Origin of the sequence: Enterobacter sp. ECC-019, assembly GCF_043974075.1 — a bacterium.
GTDB classification, from domain to species: domain Bacteria; phylum Pseudomonadota; class Gammaproteobacteria; order Enterobacterales; family Enterobacteriaceae; genus Enterobacter; species Enterobacter asburiae_D.
The window spans coordinates 3,286,022-3,304,038 of sequence record NZ_CP143759.1; the positions used below are offsets into that span (position 1 = coordinate 3,286,022).

At 53.9% G+C, this 18,017-nt stretch carries 18 protein-coding genes; 12 read left to right on the forward strand and 6 right to left on the reverse strand.

Annotated features, from left to right (window positions below):
* Positions 1–81: 81 nt before the first annotated feature.
* From pspD to pspA, 4 genes are read right to left on the reverse strand one after another with little or no spacing between them, the layout of a single operon-like run.
* Positions 82–306, reverse strand: a complete 225-nt coding sequence (pspD, locus tag V1566_RS15615; protein ID WP_023312043.1) for a phage shock protein PspD — start codon at positions 304–306, stop codon at positions 82–84.
* A gap of 12 nt (positions 307–318) precedes the next feature.
* Positions 319–678 carry an envelope stress response membrane protein PspC gene (gene pspC / locus V1566_RS15620; protein ID WP_023617934.1) on the reverse strand — a complete coding sequence of 120 codons (360 nt, stop codon included), beginning with the start codon at positions 676–678 and terminating at the stop codon, positions 319–321.
* The gene (gene pspB / locus V1566_RS15625) at positions 678–902 is read right to left on the reverse strand and encodes an envelope stress response membrane protein PspB (protein ID WP_023312045.1); all 225 of its coding nucleotides are present in this window, start codon (positions 900–902) and stop codon (positions 678–680) included. The genes pspC and pspB overlap by 1 nt, the downstream gene beginning before the upstream one ends.
* 49 nt (positions 903–951) lie before the next feature.
* Positions 952–1,620: a phage shock protein PspA gene (gene pspA, locus V1566_RS15630; RefSeq protein ID WP_023617933.1), complete on the reverse strand. Its 669-nt coding sequence runs from the start codon at positions 1,618–1,620 to the stop codon at positions 952–954.
* A 166-nt stretch (positions 1,621–1,786) separates the two neighbouring features.
* On the opposite strand from pspA, the gene pspF reads away from it, so the two are divergent.
* The 7 genes from pspF to V1566_RS15665 all read left to right on the forward strand — a co-directional run bounded on the left by pspF (position 1,787) and on the right by V1566_RS15665 (position 9,223).
* The gene (gene pspF, locus V1566_RS15635) at positions 1,787–2,764 is read left to right on the forward strand and encodes a phage shock protein operon transcriptional activator (RefSeq protein ID WP_395303923.1); all 978 of its coding nucleotides are present in this window, start codon (positions 1,787–1,789) and stop codon (positions 2,762–2,764) included.
* Positions 2,765–2,852: 88 nt separating this feature from the next.
* Positions 2,853–4,493, forward strand: coding sequence for an ABC transporter substrate-binding protein SapA (gene sapA / locus V1566_RS15640; protein ID WP_395303924.1), 1,641 nt, complete (start codon positions 2,853–2,855; stop codon positions 4,491–4,493).
* Positions 4,490–5,455, forward strand: a complete 966-nt coding sequence (gene sapB, locus V1566_RS15645) for a putrescine export ABC transporter permease SapB (protein ID WP_395303925.1) — start codon at positions 4,490–4,492, stop codon at positions 5,453–5,455. The genes sapA and sapB overlap by 4 nt, the downstream gene beginning before the upstream one ends.
* Positions 5,442–6,332: a putrescine export ABC transporter permease SapC gene (gene sapC, locus V1566_RS15650; RefSeq protein WP_032656751.1), complete on the forward strand. Its 891-nt coding sequence runs from the start codon at positions 5,442–5,444 to the stop codon at positions 6,330–6,332. The genes sapB and sapC overlap by 14 nt, the downstream gene beginning before the upstream one ends.
* Positions 6,332–7,324: a putrescine export ABC transporter ATP-binding protein SapD gene (gene sapD, locus V1566_RS15655; protein WP_023335931.1), complete on the forward strand. Its 993-nt coding sequence runs from the start codon at positions 6,332–6,334 to the stop codon at positions 7,322–7,324. Before sapC ends, sapD begins: the two co-directional genes overlap by 1 nt.
* Position 7,325: 1 nt before the next feature.
* Positions 7,326–8,132 (forward strand): putrescine export ABC transporter ATP-binding protein SapF, encoded by an 807-nt coding sequence (gene sapF, locus V1566_RS15660; RefSeq protein ID WP_023312051.1) that lies wholly within the window; start codon positions 7,326–7,328, stop codon positions 8,130–8,132.
* Positions 8,133–8,281: 149 nt separating this feature from the next.
* Positions 8,282–9,223, forward strand: a complete 942-nt coding sequence (locus V1566_RS15665; RefSeq protein WP_395303926.1) for an ATP-grasp fold amidoligase family protein — start codon at positions 8,282–8,284, stop codon at positions 9,221–9,223.
* Here V1566_RS15665 and V1566_RS15670 read toward each other — a convergent pair.
* A complete protein-coding gene (locus V1566_RS15670) occupies positions 9,204–10,268 on the reverse strand; it encodes an ATP-binding protein (protein ID WP_395303927.1) in 1,065 nt (354 codons plus the stop codon). The genes V1566_RS15665 and V1566_RS15670 overlap by 20 nt on opposite strands.
* Positions 10,265–10,969: a response regulator gene (locus V1566_RS15675; RefSeq protein WP_395303928.1), complete on the reverse strand. Its 705-nt coding sequence runs from the start codon at positions 10,967–10,969 to the stop codon at positions 10,265–10,267. Before V1566_RS15675 ends, V1566_RS15670 begins: the two co-directional genes overlap by 4 nt.
* A 271-nt stretch (positions 10,970–11,240) precedes the next feature.
* Between V1566_RS15675 and V1566_RS15680 the strand changes: the two genes are divergently transcribed.
* The 5 genes from V1566_RS15680 (at position 11,241) to V1566_RS15700 (ending at position 17,961) form a co-directional block, all read left to right on the forward strand.
* Positions 11,241–11,627: a transporter gene (locus tag V1566_RS15680; RefSeq protein WP_395303929.1), complete on the forward strand. Its 387-nt coding sequence runs from the start codon at positions 11,241–11,243 to the stop codon at positions 11,625–11,627.
* A gap of 123 nt (positions 11,628–11,750) precedes the next feature.
* On the forward strand, positions 11,751–12,662 hold the full coding sequence (locus V1566_RS15685) for an ABC transporter six-transmembrane domain-containing protein (protein ID WP_395303930.1): 912 nt from the start codon (positions 11,751–11,753) through the stop codon (positions 12,660–12,662).
* A gap of 4 nt (positions 12,663–12,666) precedes the next feature.
* On the forward strand, positions 12,667–15,762 hold the full coding sequence (locus V1566_RS15690; protein ID WP_395303931.1) for a multidrug efflux RND transporter permease subunit: 3,096 nt from the start codon (positions 12,667–12,669) through the stop codon (positions 15,760–15,762).
* Between the two features lie 270 nt (positions 15,763–16,032).
* A complete protein-coding gene (fabI, locus tag V1566_RS15695) occupies positions 16,033–16,821 on the forward strand; it encodes an enoyl-ACP reductase FabI (RefSeq protein WP_003856831.1) in 789 nt (262 codons plus the stop codon).
* A gap of 153 nt (positions 16,822–16,974) precedes the next feature.
* Positions 16,975–17,961: a CMD domain-containing protein gene (locus V1566_RS15700; protein WP_395303932.1), complete on the forward strand. Its 987-nt coding sequence runs from the start codon at positions 16,975–16,977 to the stop codon at positions 17,959–17,961.
* Positions 17,962–18,017: the final 56 nt, after the last annotated feature.

Below are 18,017 nucleotides of genomic sequence, written 5' to 3' on the forward strand. Positions count from 1 at the left end.
GAAAGCACGGGGAAAAGAGAAAATGCGGTTAACCGTCGCCAGTCCCTCTCCCGGAAGGGAAAGGGCTAACGCCAGCGGGAATTATTGGGATAAGTAGCGGCGAGAAAGCCGTTTTGCCACCTTTTGCAACAGCGGCTCGAGCGCCACGGCCAGCACCATTCTGACCGGCTTGCGGGCAACGGATTTTATTGCCCAGCCCGCGACACCTGCCGGGCCGAACCGTAACGCGGTCAGCAGGACCAGTTTACCTGCGATTTTCAGGCCGGGTTTTACCTTCTGACCGGCCTGTTGCCAGTGTTGTTTCATCTCATCTCTCTCTTAAAGCTGACGAAAACGACTTCTCAGCGTAAAGGTATCCGACGTGACATAGCGTTCCATTTCCCGTAGCCGCTTCTCACCGGCGGCAAGTTGCTCATCAACCGCATTGAGAAGATCGCTGCTGGTAGGGGCACCTTCCGCAGCCAGTTCTCCTTCCGGCATCGGATCAAGGACAAACGACAGGACGATGTATGCCACCAGGGTAATAAACGCCAGACCGAAGAAGATCGATAGCACCGTGACCACGCGCACCAGTTTGACCGGGACATCAAGATAATGAGCCAGTCCGGCACAAACGCCGCGCACCATGCCCTGCTGGGGAATACGCCACAACTTTTTGTTCAGATTCAGTCCAGACATTAACGGTCCCTCCAGTTTGGATGTTCAGCATCCAGGATGGCTTCCAGCGCCTGAATGCGTTCGCGCATTTTGTTCGCCTCATCGGAGAGCTGTACCAGACGCTGTTGTTCACTCTGGGAAAGTTCGCCCCGTGAAGAACGGTTGCTGTAGTGCAGCCACAGCCAAATCGGCAAAACGAACAGCACGAAAATTGTCAGGGGAATGGCCAGAAAAAGCGCGCTCATGTGTACTCCTTGTCTTACGATGCGGCACGCTCAGGTGCCGCAGGAATTATTATTGGTTGTCTTGCTTCATTTTGGCTTTCAGTGCCGCCAGCTGCTCGCTGATTTCATCATCAGCCTTCAGGTCGGCGAACTGTTGATCCAGCGACTTCTGCTTGCCGATGCCGTGGCTTTCGGCTTCGGCTTCCATCTGGTCGATACGACGTTCAAACGATTCAAAACGCGCCATCGCTTCATCAAGCTTACCGCTGTCCAGCTGACGACGCACGTCGCGGGAAGAGCTTGCCGCCTGGTGACGCAGGGTCAGCGCCTGCTGACGCGCGCGGGTTTCGCTCAGTTTGTTTTCAAGCTCACCGATCTCTTTCTTCATACGGGTGAGCGTGTCATCCACCAGCGTCACTTCATGCTCGAGCGTCGCGACCATATCGGCCAGCTTCTGCTTTTCGATCAGCGCCGCGCGGGCCAGATCCTCTTTATCTTTGCGCAGCGCAAGTTCCGCTTTTTCCTGCCATTCGTTCAGCTGAGCGGTAGCTTGTTCAATACGACGCGTAAGCTGTTTTTTCTCCGCCAGCGCGCGGGCGGAGGTAGAACGCACTTCAACCAGCGTGTCTTCCATCTCCTGAATCATCAGACGTACCAGTTTCTGCGGATCTTCCGCTTTCTCAAGCAGTGAGTTGATGTTGGCGTTCACGATGTCGGCAAAACGAGAAAAAATACCCATAATCTAATCCTCATAGTTCTGTTATCGGGCTATGCCCTGCTGTAGAGATAATACAAACATCATGCCAACTTTTTATCTTATTGATTTCACTGACACTGATTGATTTTCATGCAGCGAAGAACTATCCTTCCCTGGTGAATATCGCTAAGGAGTGGTTAATTTCATCATGCCTGGATACAAAGACAATTTACTCGGCGAAGCAAACAGTTTCCTTGAAGTGCTGGAACAGGTCTCTCGCCTGGCGCCGCTCAACAAACCGGTGCTGATCATCGGTGAACGCGGAACGGGGAAAGAGCTGATAGCCAACCGTCTGCACTATTTATCCGGGCGCTGGGACGGCCCCTTCATTTCCCTTAACTGCGCGGCGCTGAATGAAAACCTGCTCGACACCGAACTCTTCGGCCATGAAGCAGGTGCGTTTACCGGTGCCCAGAAACGCCATCCCGGTCGCTTTGAGCGCGCCGATGGCGGTACGCTGTTTCTTGATGAACTGGCCACCGCGCCCATGCTGGTGCAGGAAAAACTGCTGCGCGTAATTGAGTACGGCGAGCTGGAGCGCGTCGGCGGTAGCCAGCCGCTGCAGGTTAACGTGCGTCTGGTGTGCGCCACGAACGCCAACCTGCCGGAGATGGTGGCGGAGGAGAAATTCCGTGCCGACCTGCTTGACCGCCTGGCCTTTGACGTCGTTCAGCTTCCTCCGCTGCGCGAGCGCAAAAGCGACATCATGCTGCTGGCAGACCAGTTTGCGATTCAGATGTGCCGCGAGCTCGGCCTGCCGCTGTTCCCCGGCTTCAGCGATTATGCACAGGAGACGCTGCTTGCTTACCACTGGCCGGGAAATATCCGTGAACTGAAAAACGTCGTGGAGCGTTCCGTCTATCGCCACGGGAGCAGCGAGACGGAGCTGGACAACATCATTATCGATCCTTTCCAGCGCAGCGTGCCGCCGCTACCCGCACCAACGTCTTCAGGCGATCGCCCTCCTCTTCCCCTTGATTTACGCCAGTTCCAGAACGATCAGGAAAAACAGCTGCTGGAGCAAAGCCTGAAGACGGCGAAATATAACCAGAAACGGGCGGCTGAACTGCTGGGTCTGACCTACCATCAGTTAAGGGCATTGCTCAAAAAACATCAAATGCGCTGACAATATCAGCACTTACCTGCAGACATTTTTACGTAGCAGGCGTAAGTGCGATACACTTTGCAGATCGAACCTAAAAACCTCAAAAATTATGCGTCTGGTTTTATCGTCCTTTTTTGCACTCGGTCTGTTTAGCAGCCTGGCCTTTGCCGCGCCCGGGCTAACGCCGCAGCCTGACATTCGTGACAGCGGCTTCGTCTATTGCGTAAGCGGCCAGGTGGATACATTCAACCCGCAAAAAGCGGGCAGCGGCCTGATCGTGGATACTCTGGCCGCGCAGCTTTACGATCGTCTACTTGATGTTGACCCGTACACCTACCGTCTGGTGCCTGAGCTTGCGGAAAGCTGGGAAGTGCTGGATAACGGCGCAACCTACCGTTTTCACCTGCGCGATGACGTCGCGTTTCAGCGCACACCGTGGTTTACCCCCACGCGCAAGCTGAACGCAGATGACGTGGTCTTCACCTTCCAGCGCATCTTTAACCGCAACCACCCCTGGCATAACGTTAACGGCGGCAACTTCCCTTATTTCGACAGCCTGCAGTTTGCCGACACCGTCAAAAGCGTGCGTAAGCTGGATAACCGCACGGTAGAATTTACGCTGACGCGCCCGGATGCCTCCTTCCTCTGGCACCTGGCAACCCACTATGCGTCGGTCATGTCCGCTGAGTACGCGGCGAACCTGACGAAAAAAGATCGCCAGGAGTTACTCGATCGTCAGCCGGTCGGCACCGGTCCGTTCCAGCTCGCCGAATACCGCGCCGGGCAGTATATTCGTCTGCAGCGCCATGAGCATTTCTGGCGCGGCACCCCGCTGATGCCGCAGGTGGTGGTCGACCTCGGTTCAGGCGGAACGGGACGTCTGTCGAAACTGCTCACCGGGGAATGTGACGTGCTCGCCTGGCCCGCGGCCAGCCAACTCACCATTTTGCGCGACGATCCGCGTCTGCGTCTGACGTTGCGCCCCGGCATGAATATCGCTTATCTGGCCTTTAACACCGATAAGCCGCCGTTGAATAACCCTGCCGTTCGTCACGCTCTGGCGCTGGCGATTAACAACCAGCGTTTGATGCAGTCGATCTACTACGGCACGGCAGAAACCGCCGCCTCAATTTTACCGCGCGCCTCGTGGGCCTATGACGGTGAGGCTAAAATTACGGAATACAATCCGGCAAAAGCGCGTGAGCAGCTGAAGGCGCTGGGGGCGGAAAACCTTACGCTGCAGCTTTGGGTGCCCACCAGTTCCCAGGCGTGGAACCCCAGCCCACTCAAGACCGCCGAACTGCTGCAGGCAGATATGGCGCAGGTGGGCGTGAAAGTGATCATCGTACCGGTTGAGGGCCGTTTCCAGGAGGCGCGCCTGATGGACATGAATCATGATTTAACCCTGACCGGCTGGGCGACCGACAGTAACGATCCGGACAGCTTCTTCCGGCCGCTACTGAGCTGTGCGGCAATAAACTCGCAGACCAACTACGCCCACTGGTGTAACCGGGAGTTTGACGCCGTACTGCAAAAAGCGCTGGCTTCCCAGCAGCTGGCCTCACGCATCGACGCCTATGATGAAGCGCAGAAGATCCTCGCCCAGGAACTGCCGGTGCTGCCGCTGGCCTCTTCCCTGCGTCTTCAGGCCTATCGTTATGATATTAAAGGCCTGGTGCTGAGTCCGTTTGGCAACGCCTCGTTCGCCGGCGTGTCGCGTGAAAAAGAACAAGAGGTGAAAAAACCATGATTATTTTTACCTTACGTCGGCTCCTTTTGCTGCTGGTGACGCTCTTTTTATTGAACTTTGTCGGCTTTAGCCTGAGCTATTTCACGCCCCACGCCCCGCTCCAGGGGTCGTCGCTGTGGGATGCCTGGCTCTTTTGGTTTAACGGGCTGCTGCACTGGGATTTCGGCGTGTCCAGCATTAACGGACAGCTGATTTCCCAGCAGCTTAAAGAGGTGTTCCCGGCCACGATGGAGCTGTGCATTCTGGCCTTCGGCTTTGCCCTGATGGTTGGCATTCCCGTGGGCATGCTCGCCGGGATCTACCGCAATAAATGGCAGGATAAGTTTATCAGCGCCCTCGCCCTGTTCGGCTTCTCTATCCCGGTATTCTGGCTGGCGCTGCTGCTGACGCTGTTCTTCTCGCTGACGATGGGCTGGCTGCCGGTTTCGGGTCGTTTTGACCTGCTCTATACGGTTAAAACGGTGACGGGTTTTGCCATCATTGACGCATGGCTGTCCGATTCGGTGTGGCGCCACGAGATGATCGTCAGCGCCCTGCGCCATATGGTATTGCCGGTATTGACGCTGGCGGTTGCACCGACAACCGAAGTGATCCGCCTGATGCGCCTTAGCACCATTGAGGTATTTGACCAGAACTATGTCAAAGCCGCCGCCACGCGCGGGTTGTCACGCCTGACCATACTGCGCCGCAACGTCCTGCACAACGCGCTGCCGCCGGTTATTCCGCGCCTGGGATTACAGTTTTCCACCATGCTGACGCTGGCCATGATCACCGAGATGGTCTTTAGCTGGCCAGGCCTCGGGCGATGGCTGATTAACGCCATCCGCCAGCAGGACTACGCCGCTATTTCTGCGGGTGTGATGGTGATTGGTTCGCTGGTGATTATTGTCAACGTGTTGTCCGATATTCTGGGTGCTATGGCTAACCCATTGAAGCATAAGGAATGGTATGCCCTACGATAGCGTATACAGTGAAAAGCGCACGCCCGGTGTGCTGCGCACCGTGTGGCGTAAATTCTATGGTGATACCACGGCGATGATCGGCCTTTACGGCTGTGCCGGTCTGGTGTTGCTGTGCGTCTTTGGCTCGTGGTTTGCGCCGTACGGCATTGACCAGCAGTTCCTTGGCTATCAGCTGCTGCCGCCGTCCTGGTCGCGCTACGGCGAAGTCTCTTTCTTCCTGGGAACGGACGACCTCGGACGTGACGTGTTGAGCCGCCTGCTGAGCGGTGCAGCCCCGACGGTGGGCGGTGCATTTGTGGTGACGCTCGCGGCAACGATCTGTGGGCTGGCGCTCGGTATTTTTGCAGGATCCACGCATGGCCTGCGTTCGGCGGTGCTTAACCACATTCTGGATACGCTGCTGTCGATTCCGTCCCTGCTGCTGGCGATCATAGTTGTTGCCTTTGCCGGTCCGCATCTGTCACATGCCATGTTCGCCGTCTGGCTGGCTATCCTGCCCCGCATTGTGCGCTCGGTTTACAGCATGGTGCATGATGAGCTGGAAAAAGAGTACGTCGTCGCCGCGCGTCTGGACGGCGCAACGACCTTCAACATTCTGTGGTTTGCCGTGCTGCCTAACATTGCTGCCGGGCTGGTCACTGAGATCACCCGTGCTCTGTCAATGGCGATCCTGGACATCGCGGCGCTCGGCTTCCTCGACCTCGGTGCACAGCTTCCGTCACCCGAATGGGGTGCGATGCTCGGCGACGCGCTGGAACTCATCTACGTGGCTCCGTGGACGGTCATGCTGCCGGGGGCGGCCATTATGGTGAGCGTGCTGCTCATCAACCTGCTGGGCGACGGTATTCGCCGTGCAATTAATGCGGGGGTGCAATAATGCCGCTTCTTGATATTCGCAACCTCACCATCGAATTTAAAACCGGTGAAGGCTGGGTTAAAGCCGTCGATCGCATCAGTATCACCCTCGCGGAGGGCGAAATTCGCGGGCTGGTGGGGGAATCCGGCTCCGGAAAAAGCCTGATTGCCAAGGCTATCTGCGGCGTGGCGAAAGACAACTGGCGCGTGACCGCAGACCGTATGCGTTTTGATGATATCGATCTGCTGCGCCTCTCCCCCCGCGAGCGGCGTAAGCTGGTCGGGCATAACGTCTCGATGATTTTCCAGGAACCGCAGTCCTGTCTCGACCCGTCCGAACGCGTGGGTAAACAGCTCATGCAGAACATTCCCGGCTGGACCTATAAAGGCCGCTGGTGGCAACGCGTTGGCTGGCGTAAGCGTCGCGCCATCGAGCTTTTACACCGCGTTGGGATTAAAGATCACAAAGATGCGATGCGCAGCTTCCCTTATGAGCTGACCGACGGTGAATGTCAGAAAGTGATGATCGCCATCGCGCTGGCAAATCAGCCGCGTTTGCTGATTGCGGATGAGCCCACCAACGCGATGGAACCCACCACGCAGGCGCAAATTTTCCGCCTGCTGTCGCGTCTCAACCAGAATAACAACACTACCATTTTGCTGATCAGCCATGACCTGCAAATGCTCAGCAAATGGGCGGATAAAATTGACGTGATGTACTGCGGGCAAACGGTCGAAACCGCGCCGAGTGAAGATCTGATCAACGCCCCGCATCATCCGTATACACAGGCGCTCATCCGCGCCATTCCGGATTTTGGCAGCGCCATGCCGCATAAAAGCCGCCTGAATACCCTGCCGGGGGCGATTCCGCTGCTGGAATCCTTGCCGATAGGCTGTCGTTTGGGGCCGCGGTGCCCTTATGCTCAGCGTAAATGTATCGAGACGCCACGTCTGACCGGGGCGAAAAATCATCTTTACGCCTGTCATTTCCCGCTGAACATGGAGAGAGAGTGAAATGGTCGAAACCTTACTGGAAGTTCGCAACCTGAGTAAGACCTTTCGCTACCGCACGGGGCTGTTTCATCGTCAAACTGTCGACGCGGTGAAGCCGCTAAGCTTTACGCTGCGTGAAAAACAGACCCTGGCGATCATCGGCGAGAACGGTTCCGGGAAATCCACCCTGGCGAAAATGCTCGCCGGCATGGTTGAACCGACTGCAGGCGAAGTGTTGATTGACGATCATCCTCTGACGTTCGGCGATTACTCTTTCCGCAGCCAGCGCATCCGCATGATCTTCCAGGATCCGTCTACCTCGCTTAATCCGCGTCAGCGCATTTCGCAGATCCTCGATTTTCCGCTGCGTCTGAACACCGACCTGGAGCCGGAGGCACGCCGTAAACGCGTATTTGAAACCCTGCGTATGGTTGGCCTGTTACCGGATCACGAAAGCTACTACCCGCATATGCTGGCCCCCGGCCAGAAACAGCGTCTGGGTCTGGCGCGTGCATTGATTTTGCGGCCAAAAGTGATCATTGCGGATGAAGCGCTTGCCTCGCTGGATATGTCGATGCGCTCACAGCTGATTAACCTGATGCTGGAATTGCAGGAAAAACAGGGGATCTCGTATATCTATGTCACCCAACATCTGGGAATGATGAAGCACATCAGCGATCAGGTGATGGTCATGCACCAGGGTGAAGTTGTCGAGCGCGGCAGTACGGCAGATGTGATGGCCTCCCCGCTTCATGAGCTGACGAAACGACTGATAGCCGGTCATTTCGGTGAAGCATTAACCGCCGATGCATGGCGCAAAGACCGTTAAACAAACGTTGCACTGTTCAATAAGGATTAAATAGCTTTTACACGCTGTTTAATCCTTTAACTTTTTCATCTCCACTCCTGCTCCATATTCTAAGCAAAATAAATCAACAGTTCTTCTCCAGAATATCCGGACATTACGGAGGAGAAGAAATGAACACCACCATTTACGTTCTAAAATACACCGAGTATCTCATCAGAAAATGCCGTTCATTTTTAATGACGGACCTGCACTTTCATACTGTGAGGCTAAAGAAAACATCCGGGAAAAACCCTGACATTCAATCACCCACGACGTTGAGTGAAAAAATATGTCATCGTCTGGTTTATGACCATAATAACCTCTACACGATGCTCGCCGATAAACTCGCCGTTCGGGCATACGTTTCCTCCAGAACAAAGCGCGTGAAAACGGTGCCATTAATTGGTGTTTATTCCCGGCCGTCGCAGATTGATTTTTCAGTACTCCCTGACAAATTCGTCCTTAAGTGCAACCATGACAGCGGCAGCACAATAATATGTACAAATAAAGCGCAATTTAATGTCAGGGAAGCATGTAAAAAACTGAGCCTCGCGTTAAGGAAAAATTTGTACTACACCACGCGCGAATGGCAGTACAAAAACATTACCCCGAGCATTCTTTGCGAGCCGTTTGTCGATCTCTTCGATGATGCTGACAAGAACACTACGCCCGAAATGCTGAGGATCCATTGCTTTCACGGCGTTGCCCACTATGTTGAAGCAGATTTTACGGATGATAACGGCAACGGTTTTATCAACGTTTATGACAGGCACTGGAACTTACAACCCTTCCAGATGGAATATCCGAATACTTCAGCAGATCCAGGCGAACCGGTCTTGTTCCGACAGGCATTGCTGGCGTCCCAGGAGCTGGCGGATGGAATTGACTACTGCCGCGTTGACCTGATGCTAAAGAAAGATGAAATCTATTTCAGTGAAATAACCCTAAGCCCGAGACGCGGTAAACTGACGATTACCCCGCAGGAATGGGATGCTAAGTTAGGAAAAATATGGCATTTATCGCCGGCAGGCGCATTTGACCTGCCGCTGAAACTCACGAGTCGGGCCAGGTGAGCTTAAATATCGAGTGGTTTTGCGTCGATAAGGTATAGGTAACATCGCCACCATGAGCCAGCATGATGGCTTTTACCACCGACAAGCCCAAACCACAGCCTTCCGGGTTCAAATGTCTGGCGCCATTATCGCGCTGAAAGGGCTGAAATAAGAAATCATGAAACTCTCTGGGGATGCCCGGTCCCCCGTCCTGAATAAGGATATAATTGCCTTTATCAGAAACGCCATTTTTCACGATGAGTTTGTGCGAGGTTGAATAGTGTAAGGCATTGTCAAATAAAACGGTCAGACACTGATTGATGCGTAACGGATCGAATACGCATTGCTGCTCCCTCAGTTCTGTATTGACGGTAAATGCCTTACGGTTGAACTCGGGCATGAATGTATCGAGTGTACCCTGTATTGTCCCTTTTAGATCCGCTCTGGACTGGTATAGTGTGTATCCCGCCCCGCCATCCGAACTGACAACCCGGAGATCTTCAATCAGGCGGGTTAACCCTTCCGTCTGTTTGAGAAGATTATTAAACAGCACCGGATCTGGGGTAAAAACACCGTCAACCAACCCCTGAAGCCGTCCGCGTAAGATCGTGACCGGCGTTCTCAGCTCATGCGCAATAGCGGCATTCCAGGATTTTCTCTGAATATCCAGCGTCTGTAATTTTTCCGCCATTTCATTGAAATCCATCACAAGGTGATTAATCTCACCCAGCCGGGAACTGGCGCAAAATGCCCTGGCATCCAGATCGCCCTGAGAAATTTTTTTCAGGCTGGACGCTACCGCGTTTAGCGGGGTGAGTATTCGCGATGAAAGTTTGACCGTGAAAAAGAGAGCAATAATCATACTGATCGTTGTCGCGGTCCCAATCCACACCCAGTCCCACATCGTCATCTGCTCGTCATCGCCCGCAGCAGGGCCGCCCGGGAGGTGATCCAGAATAAAGGAGTAAAAAAACCAGGAGCCGAGTATGGCGATGGCAATTATCGTAAACGTCAGCAACAGCATATACGTTAAGATCTGACGACTCAGGACAGACTCTTTGTTCATTTCTTTTCCCCAAGCCGGTAGCCCATGCCTCTGATGCTCTCGGGAACACCGTGAAGACCGGCAAGCTCCAGTTTTTTACGCAACTTGCTCATATGGCTGTCGACCGTTCTGTCGAGCGTGTCACCTTCCGGCAGACACGCGTTGAGTAACTCTTCGCGGGAACAGACCTTTCGCGGATATCGCATCAGCCAGGTAAGTAATTTAAATTCGGTCGTCGTTAATACCGGGGAGATAACCTCTTCGCCCACGGTGACTTCCACATAGAAGTCATCCGGATAGACCGTAATAAAGGGCGTTCTGAGCGGCAGGGAACCCGCCTGCTGAAGCGCGGTTTTTGTCCTGCGCAGCACCGCCTCAACCCGTGCGACAACCTCAGAAGGGTTGAAGGGTTTGATCACGTAATCATCTGCGCCCAACCTCAGCCCCATGAGCTTATCGACATCCTGATCGAGAGCGGAAACCATAATGACGGGGACAGAACTTTCCTGACGAAGCGTGGTAAGTACGCTCCAGCCGTCACATACGGGCAGGTGAATATCCAGCAATATGAGATCCGGTTTATGGAGGCGATTGAGCGTTATGGCCTGCTCGCCCTGCCTGGCTCTGAGCGTTTTCATTCCCGAACGCTCTAAGTAGCTCATCAGTATATCGGCGATTTCGTCTTCATCTTCAACAATAAGGATCAGCGTATTTTTGTGCATTTTATCTCCGTGGGTGAAATCCCTTTGAGCACGCTATCAGATATCTTTAGCACAATAAGACACAGCCTCCGCGAAAAAGTGCCGTGGTCACGAAAATTTCCCGGTTGATTTAAATGCCCGGTTATTTCTCCACACAGCCTACACATTCAGTCAATAAAGACTCGACAATGTCCGCTCATAATCGCTATTGAGGCATAACCTTTTGTGCATTGGGCGTTGCAAATTACCACTGTTTCTTAAAGATTTTATGAAGTTGGCTGAAATAATGAACATGGAACTTTCAAAATATTTCTCTCCTAAAAAACTGGGCATATATTCCCTGTTTCTGCTGCTGTCGTGGGGATTACTTTATACCTGGCTGGTACTGGTGCACAGAATGGATGAAAAAGTCGCCTCGACGCTGCTCTCTTCACCCATTATCTATGGCTGCATCGCATTGTCGGTGCTCTCTCTGATAATTCAAAATAAAGCTGGCGCGTTGACTGAGCTGCTTGTCATCGCCTTCTGGCTAATAGTGATTTTTGTCTATCTCATTATTACGTTCACCGTGTTGTTAAACGCGCTGCCCGATATCGAGGATCTGGTCTTTTACTACGAGTGTTATTTGATCATTTTTTTTGGCGGAGCACCGCTGTACCTCATTATGAGAATGATTTGAGCCGCTGCTCCACACGTCCTCCATAAACCGCCCATGTCCGCTAAACAGGCTAGCGGTAGACTCTCTATCTCATTTTTTTGCACAAAAATAACTCACTGAAAAGTCTGGCACGACTTACCCATAATGATGAACCGTAATAATAATCTTCGTTCTTCTGAACCTGCCGGTGTGATGCACTCGCTTAAAAAACTCGCGATACGGCACCGAAAAAAACTGGCTGTCACTTTCTTCCTGGTGGTGGCCGAAAACGTGACTTTTTTACTTTATCCCATTCTGGCAGGCATCGCGATAAATGCCATCCTCGCAGGAGAGACGCTTAACGCCGCGCTGTATGGCCTGATGGTACTTTGTATGTGGTTCATCGGCGCGGCCAGACGGAGCATCGACACGCGCACGTTTGCACGCATTTATGCCGGACTCGCGGTATCCGTCGTCCTGGCACAGCGCAAATATCAGCTAAACCATTCGGCAATCGCCGCCAGAGTCACGCTCTCGCGCGAATATGTGGATTTCTTTGAAATGCACCTTCCCCTGCTGATTACATCGCTGAGTTCACTTTTTGGTGCCGCCATCATGTTGCTGTTTATTGAATTTTGGGCCGGCGTCATGTGCTTTGCGATTGTATTTATCCTGCTCGGATTTGTCTCCGGATATGCTCGTAAAAATGAATGGCTATTCATGCGCCTGAATAATCGGCTGGAAAAAGAAGTGGATTATGTTCATAAGGCTGGCACGGCCACCCTTCACCGACATTACTCCACGCTTGCGCGTTTACGTATCGCACTATCTGACCGCGAGGCGTGGGGCTATTTGTGGGTTGGCGTACTTGTTGCCGCGCTTTTTACACTGACCATCGTCTGGATGACGCGCTCAACCGGCATCACCGCCGGGCATATTTATTCCGTGATGACCTACATGTGGATGTTCGCGACGAGCCTCGATGACGCACCGCAGCTTCTTGAGAAATTTTCGCAGCTCAGGGACATCGGTAAACGCGTATCCACTGATGATGAAATTCACGTAACTGGACGTTAATTTAATGCCTCATTTTTTTATTGAACGCCCCGTTTTCGCCTGGGTAGTGGCGCTTTTTATCGTTCTGGCGGGACTGCTGTCTATTCCCCGTTTACCGGTTGCGCAGTATCCGGCGGTGGCACCGCCGGGAATCATTATTTCCGTCAGTTACCCGGGGGCCAGCCCCGACATCATGAATACGTCGGTGGTGTCGTTAATCGAGCGCGAAATCTCTGGCGTAGATAATTTGCTCTACTTTGAATCCTCCAGTGACACAACTGGGTCGGCATCGATTACCGTCACGTTTAAACCGGGCACGGACATCAAGCTGGCGCAGATGGACCTGCAGAATCAGATTAAGATTGTTGAGCCTCGTCTGCCTCAGGCGGTAAGACAAAACGGCATTAACGTCGAGGCCGCTAATTCTGGCTTTTTAATGATGGTGGGGCTGAAGTCCACGACAGGTCAATTTGAGGAAGCCGATTTAAGCGACTATTTTGCCAGAAACGTCAGTGACGAGCTTCGTCGCGTGCCCGGCGTCGGGAAGGTTCAGCTGTTTGGCGGCGAAAAAGCGCTGCGCATCTGGTTGGATCCACTGAAGCTCCACAGCTATGGGCTTTCGGTAAATGATGTTCTTACCGCTGTTGGCCAGCAAAATGCCCTGGTTTTGCCCGGAAAAACGGGAGATGAGCCTGTAGCTGCAGGACAAGGGGTGACGTATCCCATCACCGTGAAGGGACAACTCTCCTCGGTAGAGGCGTTCAGGAATATCACCCTGAAATCTGACACATCCGGCGCCCGCCTGAAACTGTCCGACATTGCACGGGTTGAATCTGGCCTGCAAAGCTACGCCTTTGGTATCCGTGAAAATGGCGTGCCCGCAACGGCGGCTGCAATCCAGCTCTCGCCAGGTGCCAACGCAATGAGTACGGCTTCAGGCGTGCGCGCGCGCATCGACGAGCTTTCCCGGGTGTTACCCGACGGAATGGCGTTTACGGTTCCTTTCGATACCGCGCCGTTTGTGAAACTTTCTATCGTGAAGGTTGTTCAGACATTTGCGGAAGCGATGGTCCTCGTCTTCCTTGTTATGCTGCTGTTTCTGCACAAGATACGCTGTACGCTTATCCCGGCGATTGTTGCTCCCGTCGCACTTCTTGGCACCTTCACGGTGATGCTGTTGAGCGGATACTCCATCAATATTCTGACGATGTTCGGCATGGTGCTGGCGATAGGAATTATCGTTGATGATGCCATCGTGGTCGTAGAAAACGTTGAACGACTGATGGAGGAAAAAAGCCTGTCCCCGCGTGACGCCACGCGACAAGCCATGCAGGAAATCACCCCGGCGATTATAGGGATCACGCTGGTGCTAACCGCTGTATTTATCCCCATGGGGTTTGCTGAAGGATCCGTCGGGATTATCTACCGACAATTTTGTATTTCCATGGCGGTCTCCATACTGCTGTCCGCGTTTCTTGCCCTGACGCTGACGCCTGCTCTGTGCGCAACGTTACTCAAGCCGCATCAGGCAGGAAAGAGCGGAAGCGGACGGTTCGCGGCCAGGTTTAACGCGCGCTTCCGTTCGCTCACCGTCTGCTACGAAGCCGTGCTGGGTGCCGTTCTGAAGCGAACCGGACGTATGCTGCTCCTGTACGTTGCGCTTTGCGCTGCGCTGTTTTTGGGATTGTCTTCGTTACCGTCGTCCTTTCTGCCGGACGAAGATCAGGGCTACTTTATGTCCTCAATCCAGCTGCCTTCTGATGCCACGATGCAGCGCACCCTCAACGTGGTTAAAAAATTTGAAGAGGAAATTGCGGCCCGGCCGGATATTGAAAGCAACATTATGATCCTGGGGTTTGGATTTTCAGGTTCAGGGCCGAATTCGGCTATGGCCTTCACCACGCTAAAGGACTGGAAAAACCGGCAGGGCTCGACGGCCCAGGATGAAGCCGACCATATACAGGCCAGCATGGCGAACGTCTCTGATGCCGTCACGATGAGCCTGCTCCCGCCAGCCATTTCAGATATGGGCACCTCCTCGGGCTTCACCTGGTACGTGCAGGACAGAGCAGGACTGGGTTACGAGGCGCTAAAGCGCGCTGCCGACGCGCTGGTCCTGCACGCTAATCAGCGCCCTGAACTGAACGACGTGTATATAGACGGCCTGCCGGAAGGAACAAGCCTCGCGCTCCAGGTGGATAGAGAAAAGGCGGAAGCGATGGGCGTCTCATTTGATGAAATCAACCAGACGCTCTCCGTCACCCTGGGCTCAAATTACGTCAATGACTATACGAATAGCGGCCGCGTTCAACAGGTGATTATTCAGGCCGATGCGCCCTACCGAATGCAGCCTGAGCAGATACTGACATTATCAGTGAAAAACCGGATGGGTCAGATGGTACCGGTATCGACGTTTGCCACGCTTTCCTGGAACGTTGCGCCGCAGCAGTTGACCCGTTATCAGGGATATTCTGCTATTCGCATTACCGGAAGTGCGGCCTCGGGAGAGTCCAGCGGCACCGCAATGAAGGTTATGGAGAGTTTGTCCAGAGATTTACCTCAGGGCATGGCGGGCGAGTGGGCCGGGAGTTCATTGCAGGAGAGAAAATCGGAATCTCAGCTTCCGGGCCTTATCGTCCTGTCGATACTGGTCGTATTTATGGTTCTCGCCGCGCTGTATGAGAGCTGGTCTATTCCTTTTGCGGTCATGCTGGTGGTTCCACTGGGTCTTATCGGCGCGGTGATAGCGGTGTCTGTTGCCGGCATGACGAATGACGTTTTCTTCAAGGTCGGCCTGATTACGCTTATCGGTCTGTCGGCCAAGAACGCCATTTTGATTGTTGAATTCGCCAGGCAGCTCCATCGCGAAGGGCAACCCCTGCTGGCGGCAACCGTTCATGCCGCCAGCCAGCGCCTGCGTCCCATTCTGATGACATCGTTAGCCTTCACCTTAGGGGTTGTTCCCTTGATGCTGGCCAGTGGTGCGAGCGACAGTACGCAGCATGCCATCGGTACCGGCGTATTTGGCGGCATGATTAGCGGTACGCTTCTCGCGATCTTCTTCGTACCGGTTTTCTTTATCGTCATTGCGCGTTTTGTCGACAACATCAGGAAAGCGTGAATAGCCTGGTGGAATCGCACTCCCTCTCTGGTTGGATGAGGCGAAGCTGTTGCCGGGTGATATACTGGACGAATGCTGAAATTTTGAGCCCCCGCGAGTCCGCGGTGCATTCTTCGGAGCAAGCGTCTTCGGAGAAGTGCGAGAAATATCGTGACACAAGGGGCTGTGAGTGGGCTATAATTTCGAGCTAATTTCGAATGATTTTGAAATACTGCCTGTAACGCTATGAATTACAAGGCAAAATTAGCAATGAATATAAGGATTAAAGCTATGGGTTTTCTTTCCGGTAAGCGCATTCTGGTGACTGGCGTTGCCAGCAAACTGTCCATCGCATACGGCATCGCACAGGCAATGCATCGCGAAGGCGCTGAGCTGGCGTTCACCTACCAGAACGACAAGCTGAAAGGCCGTGTTGAAGAGTTTGCCGCGCAGCTGGGTTCCAGCATTGTTCTGGAATGTGACGTTGCACAAGACGAAAGCATCGACGGCATGTTTGCTGAACTGGCAAAAGCATGGCCGAAATTCGACGGTTTCGTTCACTCCATTGGCTTCGCCCCTGGCGACCAGCTGGACGGCGACTACGTAAACGCGGTTACCCGTGATGGCTTCAAAATCGCTCACGACATCAGCTCCTACAGCTTCGTTGCGATGGCGAAATCTTGCCGCGCGATGCTGAACCCGGGCGCAGCCCTGCTGACCCTGTCCTACCTGGGCGCTGAACGTGCTATCCCTAACTACAACGTTATGGGTCTGGCTAAAGCGTCTCTGGAAGCGAACGTACGCTACATGGCGAACGCAATGGGTCCTGAAGGCGTGCGCGTTAACGCCATCTCTGCAGGTCCTATCCGCACTCTGGCAGCTTCCGGTATTAAAGATTTCCGTAAAATGCTGGCACACTGCGAAGCGGTTACCCCGATTCGCCGTACCGTTACCATTGAAGATGTGGGTAACTCTGCAGCATTCCTGTGCTCTGACCTTTCCGCTGGTATCTCCGGCGAAGTGGTTCACGTTGACGGCGGCTTCAACATCGCTGCAATGAACGAGCTGGAAATTAAATAAGCTGTGACTCTCTTCCCGCCCGGGAAGAGAGTTTCCCCCCCGTACCACCCCTTCGTTATTCCGTTCTGCTATTTGTTATCACCTAACAATATTTTTCCCTTTATCTGCCTTACGCCAGGATATTGATCGCCATTTTGAGATCAAGGAACGCACATGGAACAACGCCGTTTTTCCGGCAAAGGCCACTGGTATCACGAAACCCAGTCAAACCACGCGCAGACAGATGTTCTGCCTCTGGTGCCCGAAGCCGCTAACGTCGACGATCGTTTTTTGCTCGATTTAGCCCTGCCTGATGAGATTGTCGCCGCCTGTTCTGGCTGGCTTACCCCTGCCAGGGCCTTATGCCACCAGCTGTTTCCGCTCTCGATTCCCGTGAACCGCCTGCATACGCTCAGCGCCTACGATCGACTCAGTACCGCGTTAACGGTCGCACAGGCCTGTGGCGTTCAGCGGCTCTGTAACCATTATGCCGCCCTCCTCGCCCCGCTTCCCGGCCCGGACTCCTCGCGCGAAAGTAACCGACGTCTGGCGCAAATTACGCAGTATGCCCGCCAGCTCGCCAGCTCCCCTGATGTCATTGATGATAAAGCGCAGAGCCAGCTTGATGAGGTTGGCCTGTCAACGTATGACATAGTGGTGATAAACCAGATTATCGGGTTTATCGGGTTTCAGGCGCGCGTCGTCGCGATTTTTCAGGCGCTGTTGGGACACCCTGTTCGCTGGTTGCCAGGCCATCATATTCAGCCGCACACGCTGCCCGCGCGCCACGCCGCGTGGGTGCCGCTTTTGCCCGTCGTCGAGCTGCGCTATGCGAGTGCGCATCAGCTTGAGTCGCTGTCTCGCTGGCAGGCAGAACCCGCGCTGGAGGCGCTGACGCCGGTCCTTTGCCATGAGCCGTCGCTGCTCGACCTGACCGGAGAGATCCTGTTAAACAGCCGTGAAGAGATCCCGCTGACGTCCCCCGCACTTTCGGCTGCTGTTGAACTGCTGACACGCTCTCCGGACCGCTTCAGCGCCGCGCAGTTTACCCCTCTCACGGATCAAGGACTCTCCGGCGAACATGCCATCACGCTGCTTACCCAGAGTGCGTTTGACGGCTGGCTCAATCGTCTGAAAGTCGCGTTTGGTAAAGAGGAATAACCATACTAATTACCCAAAGACCGCTTGCTGAGACAGTGAGAATCGCGTAAAACTGT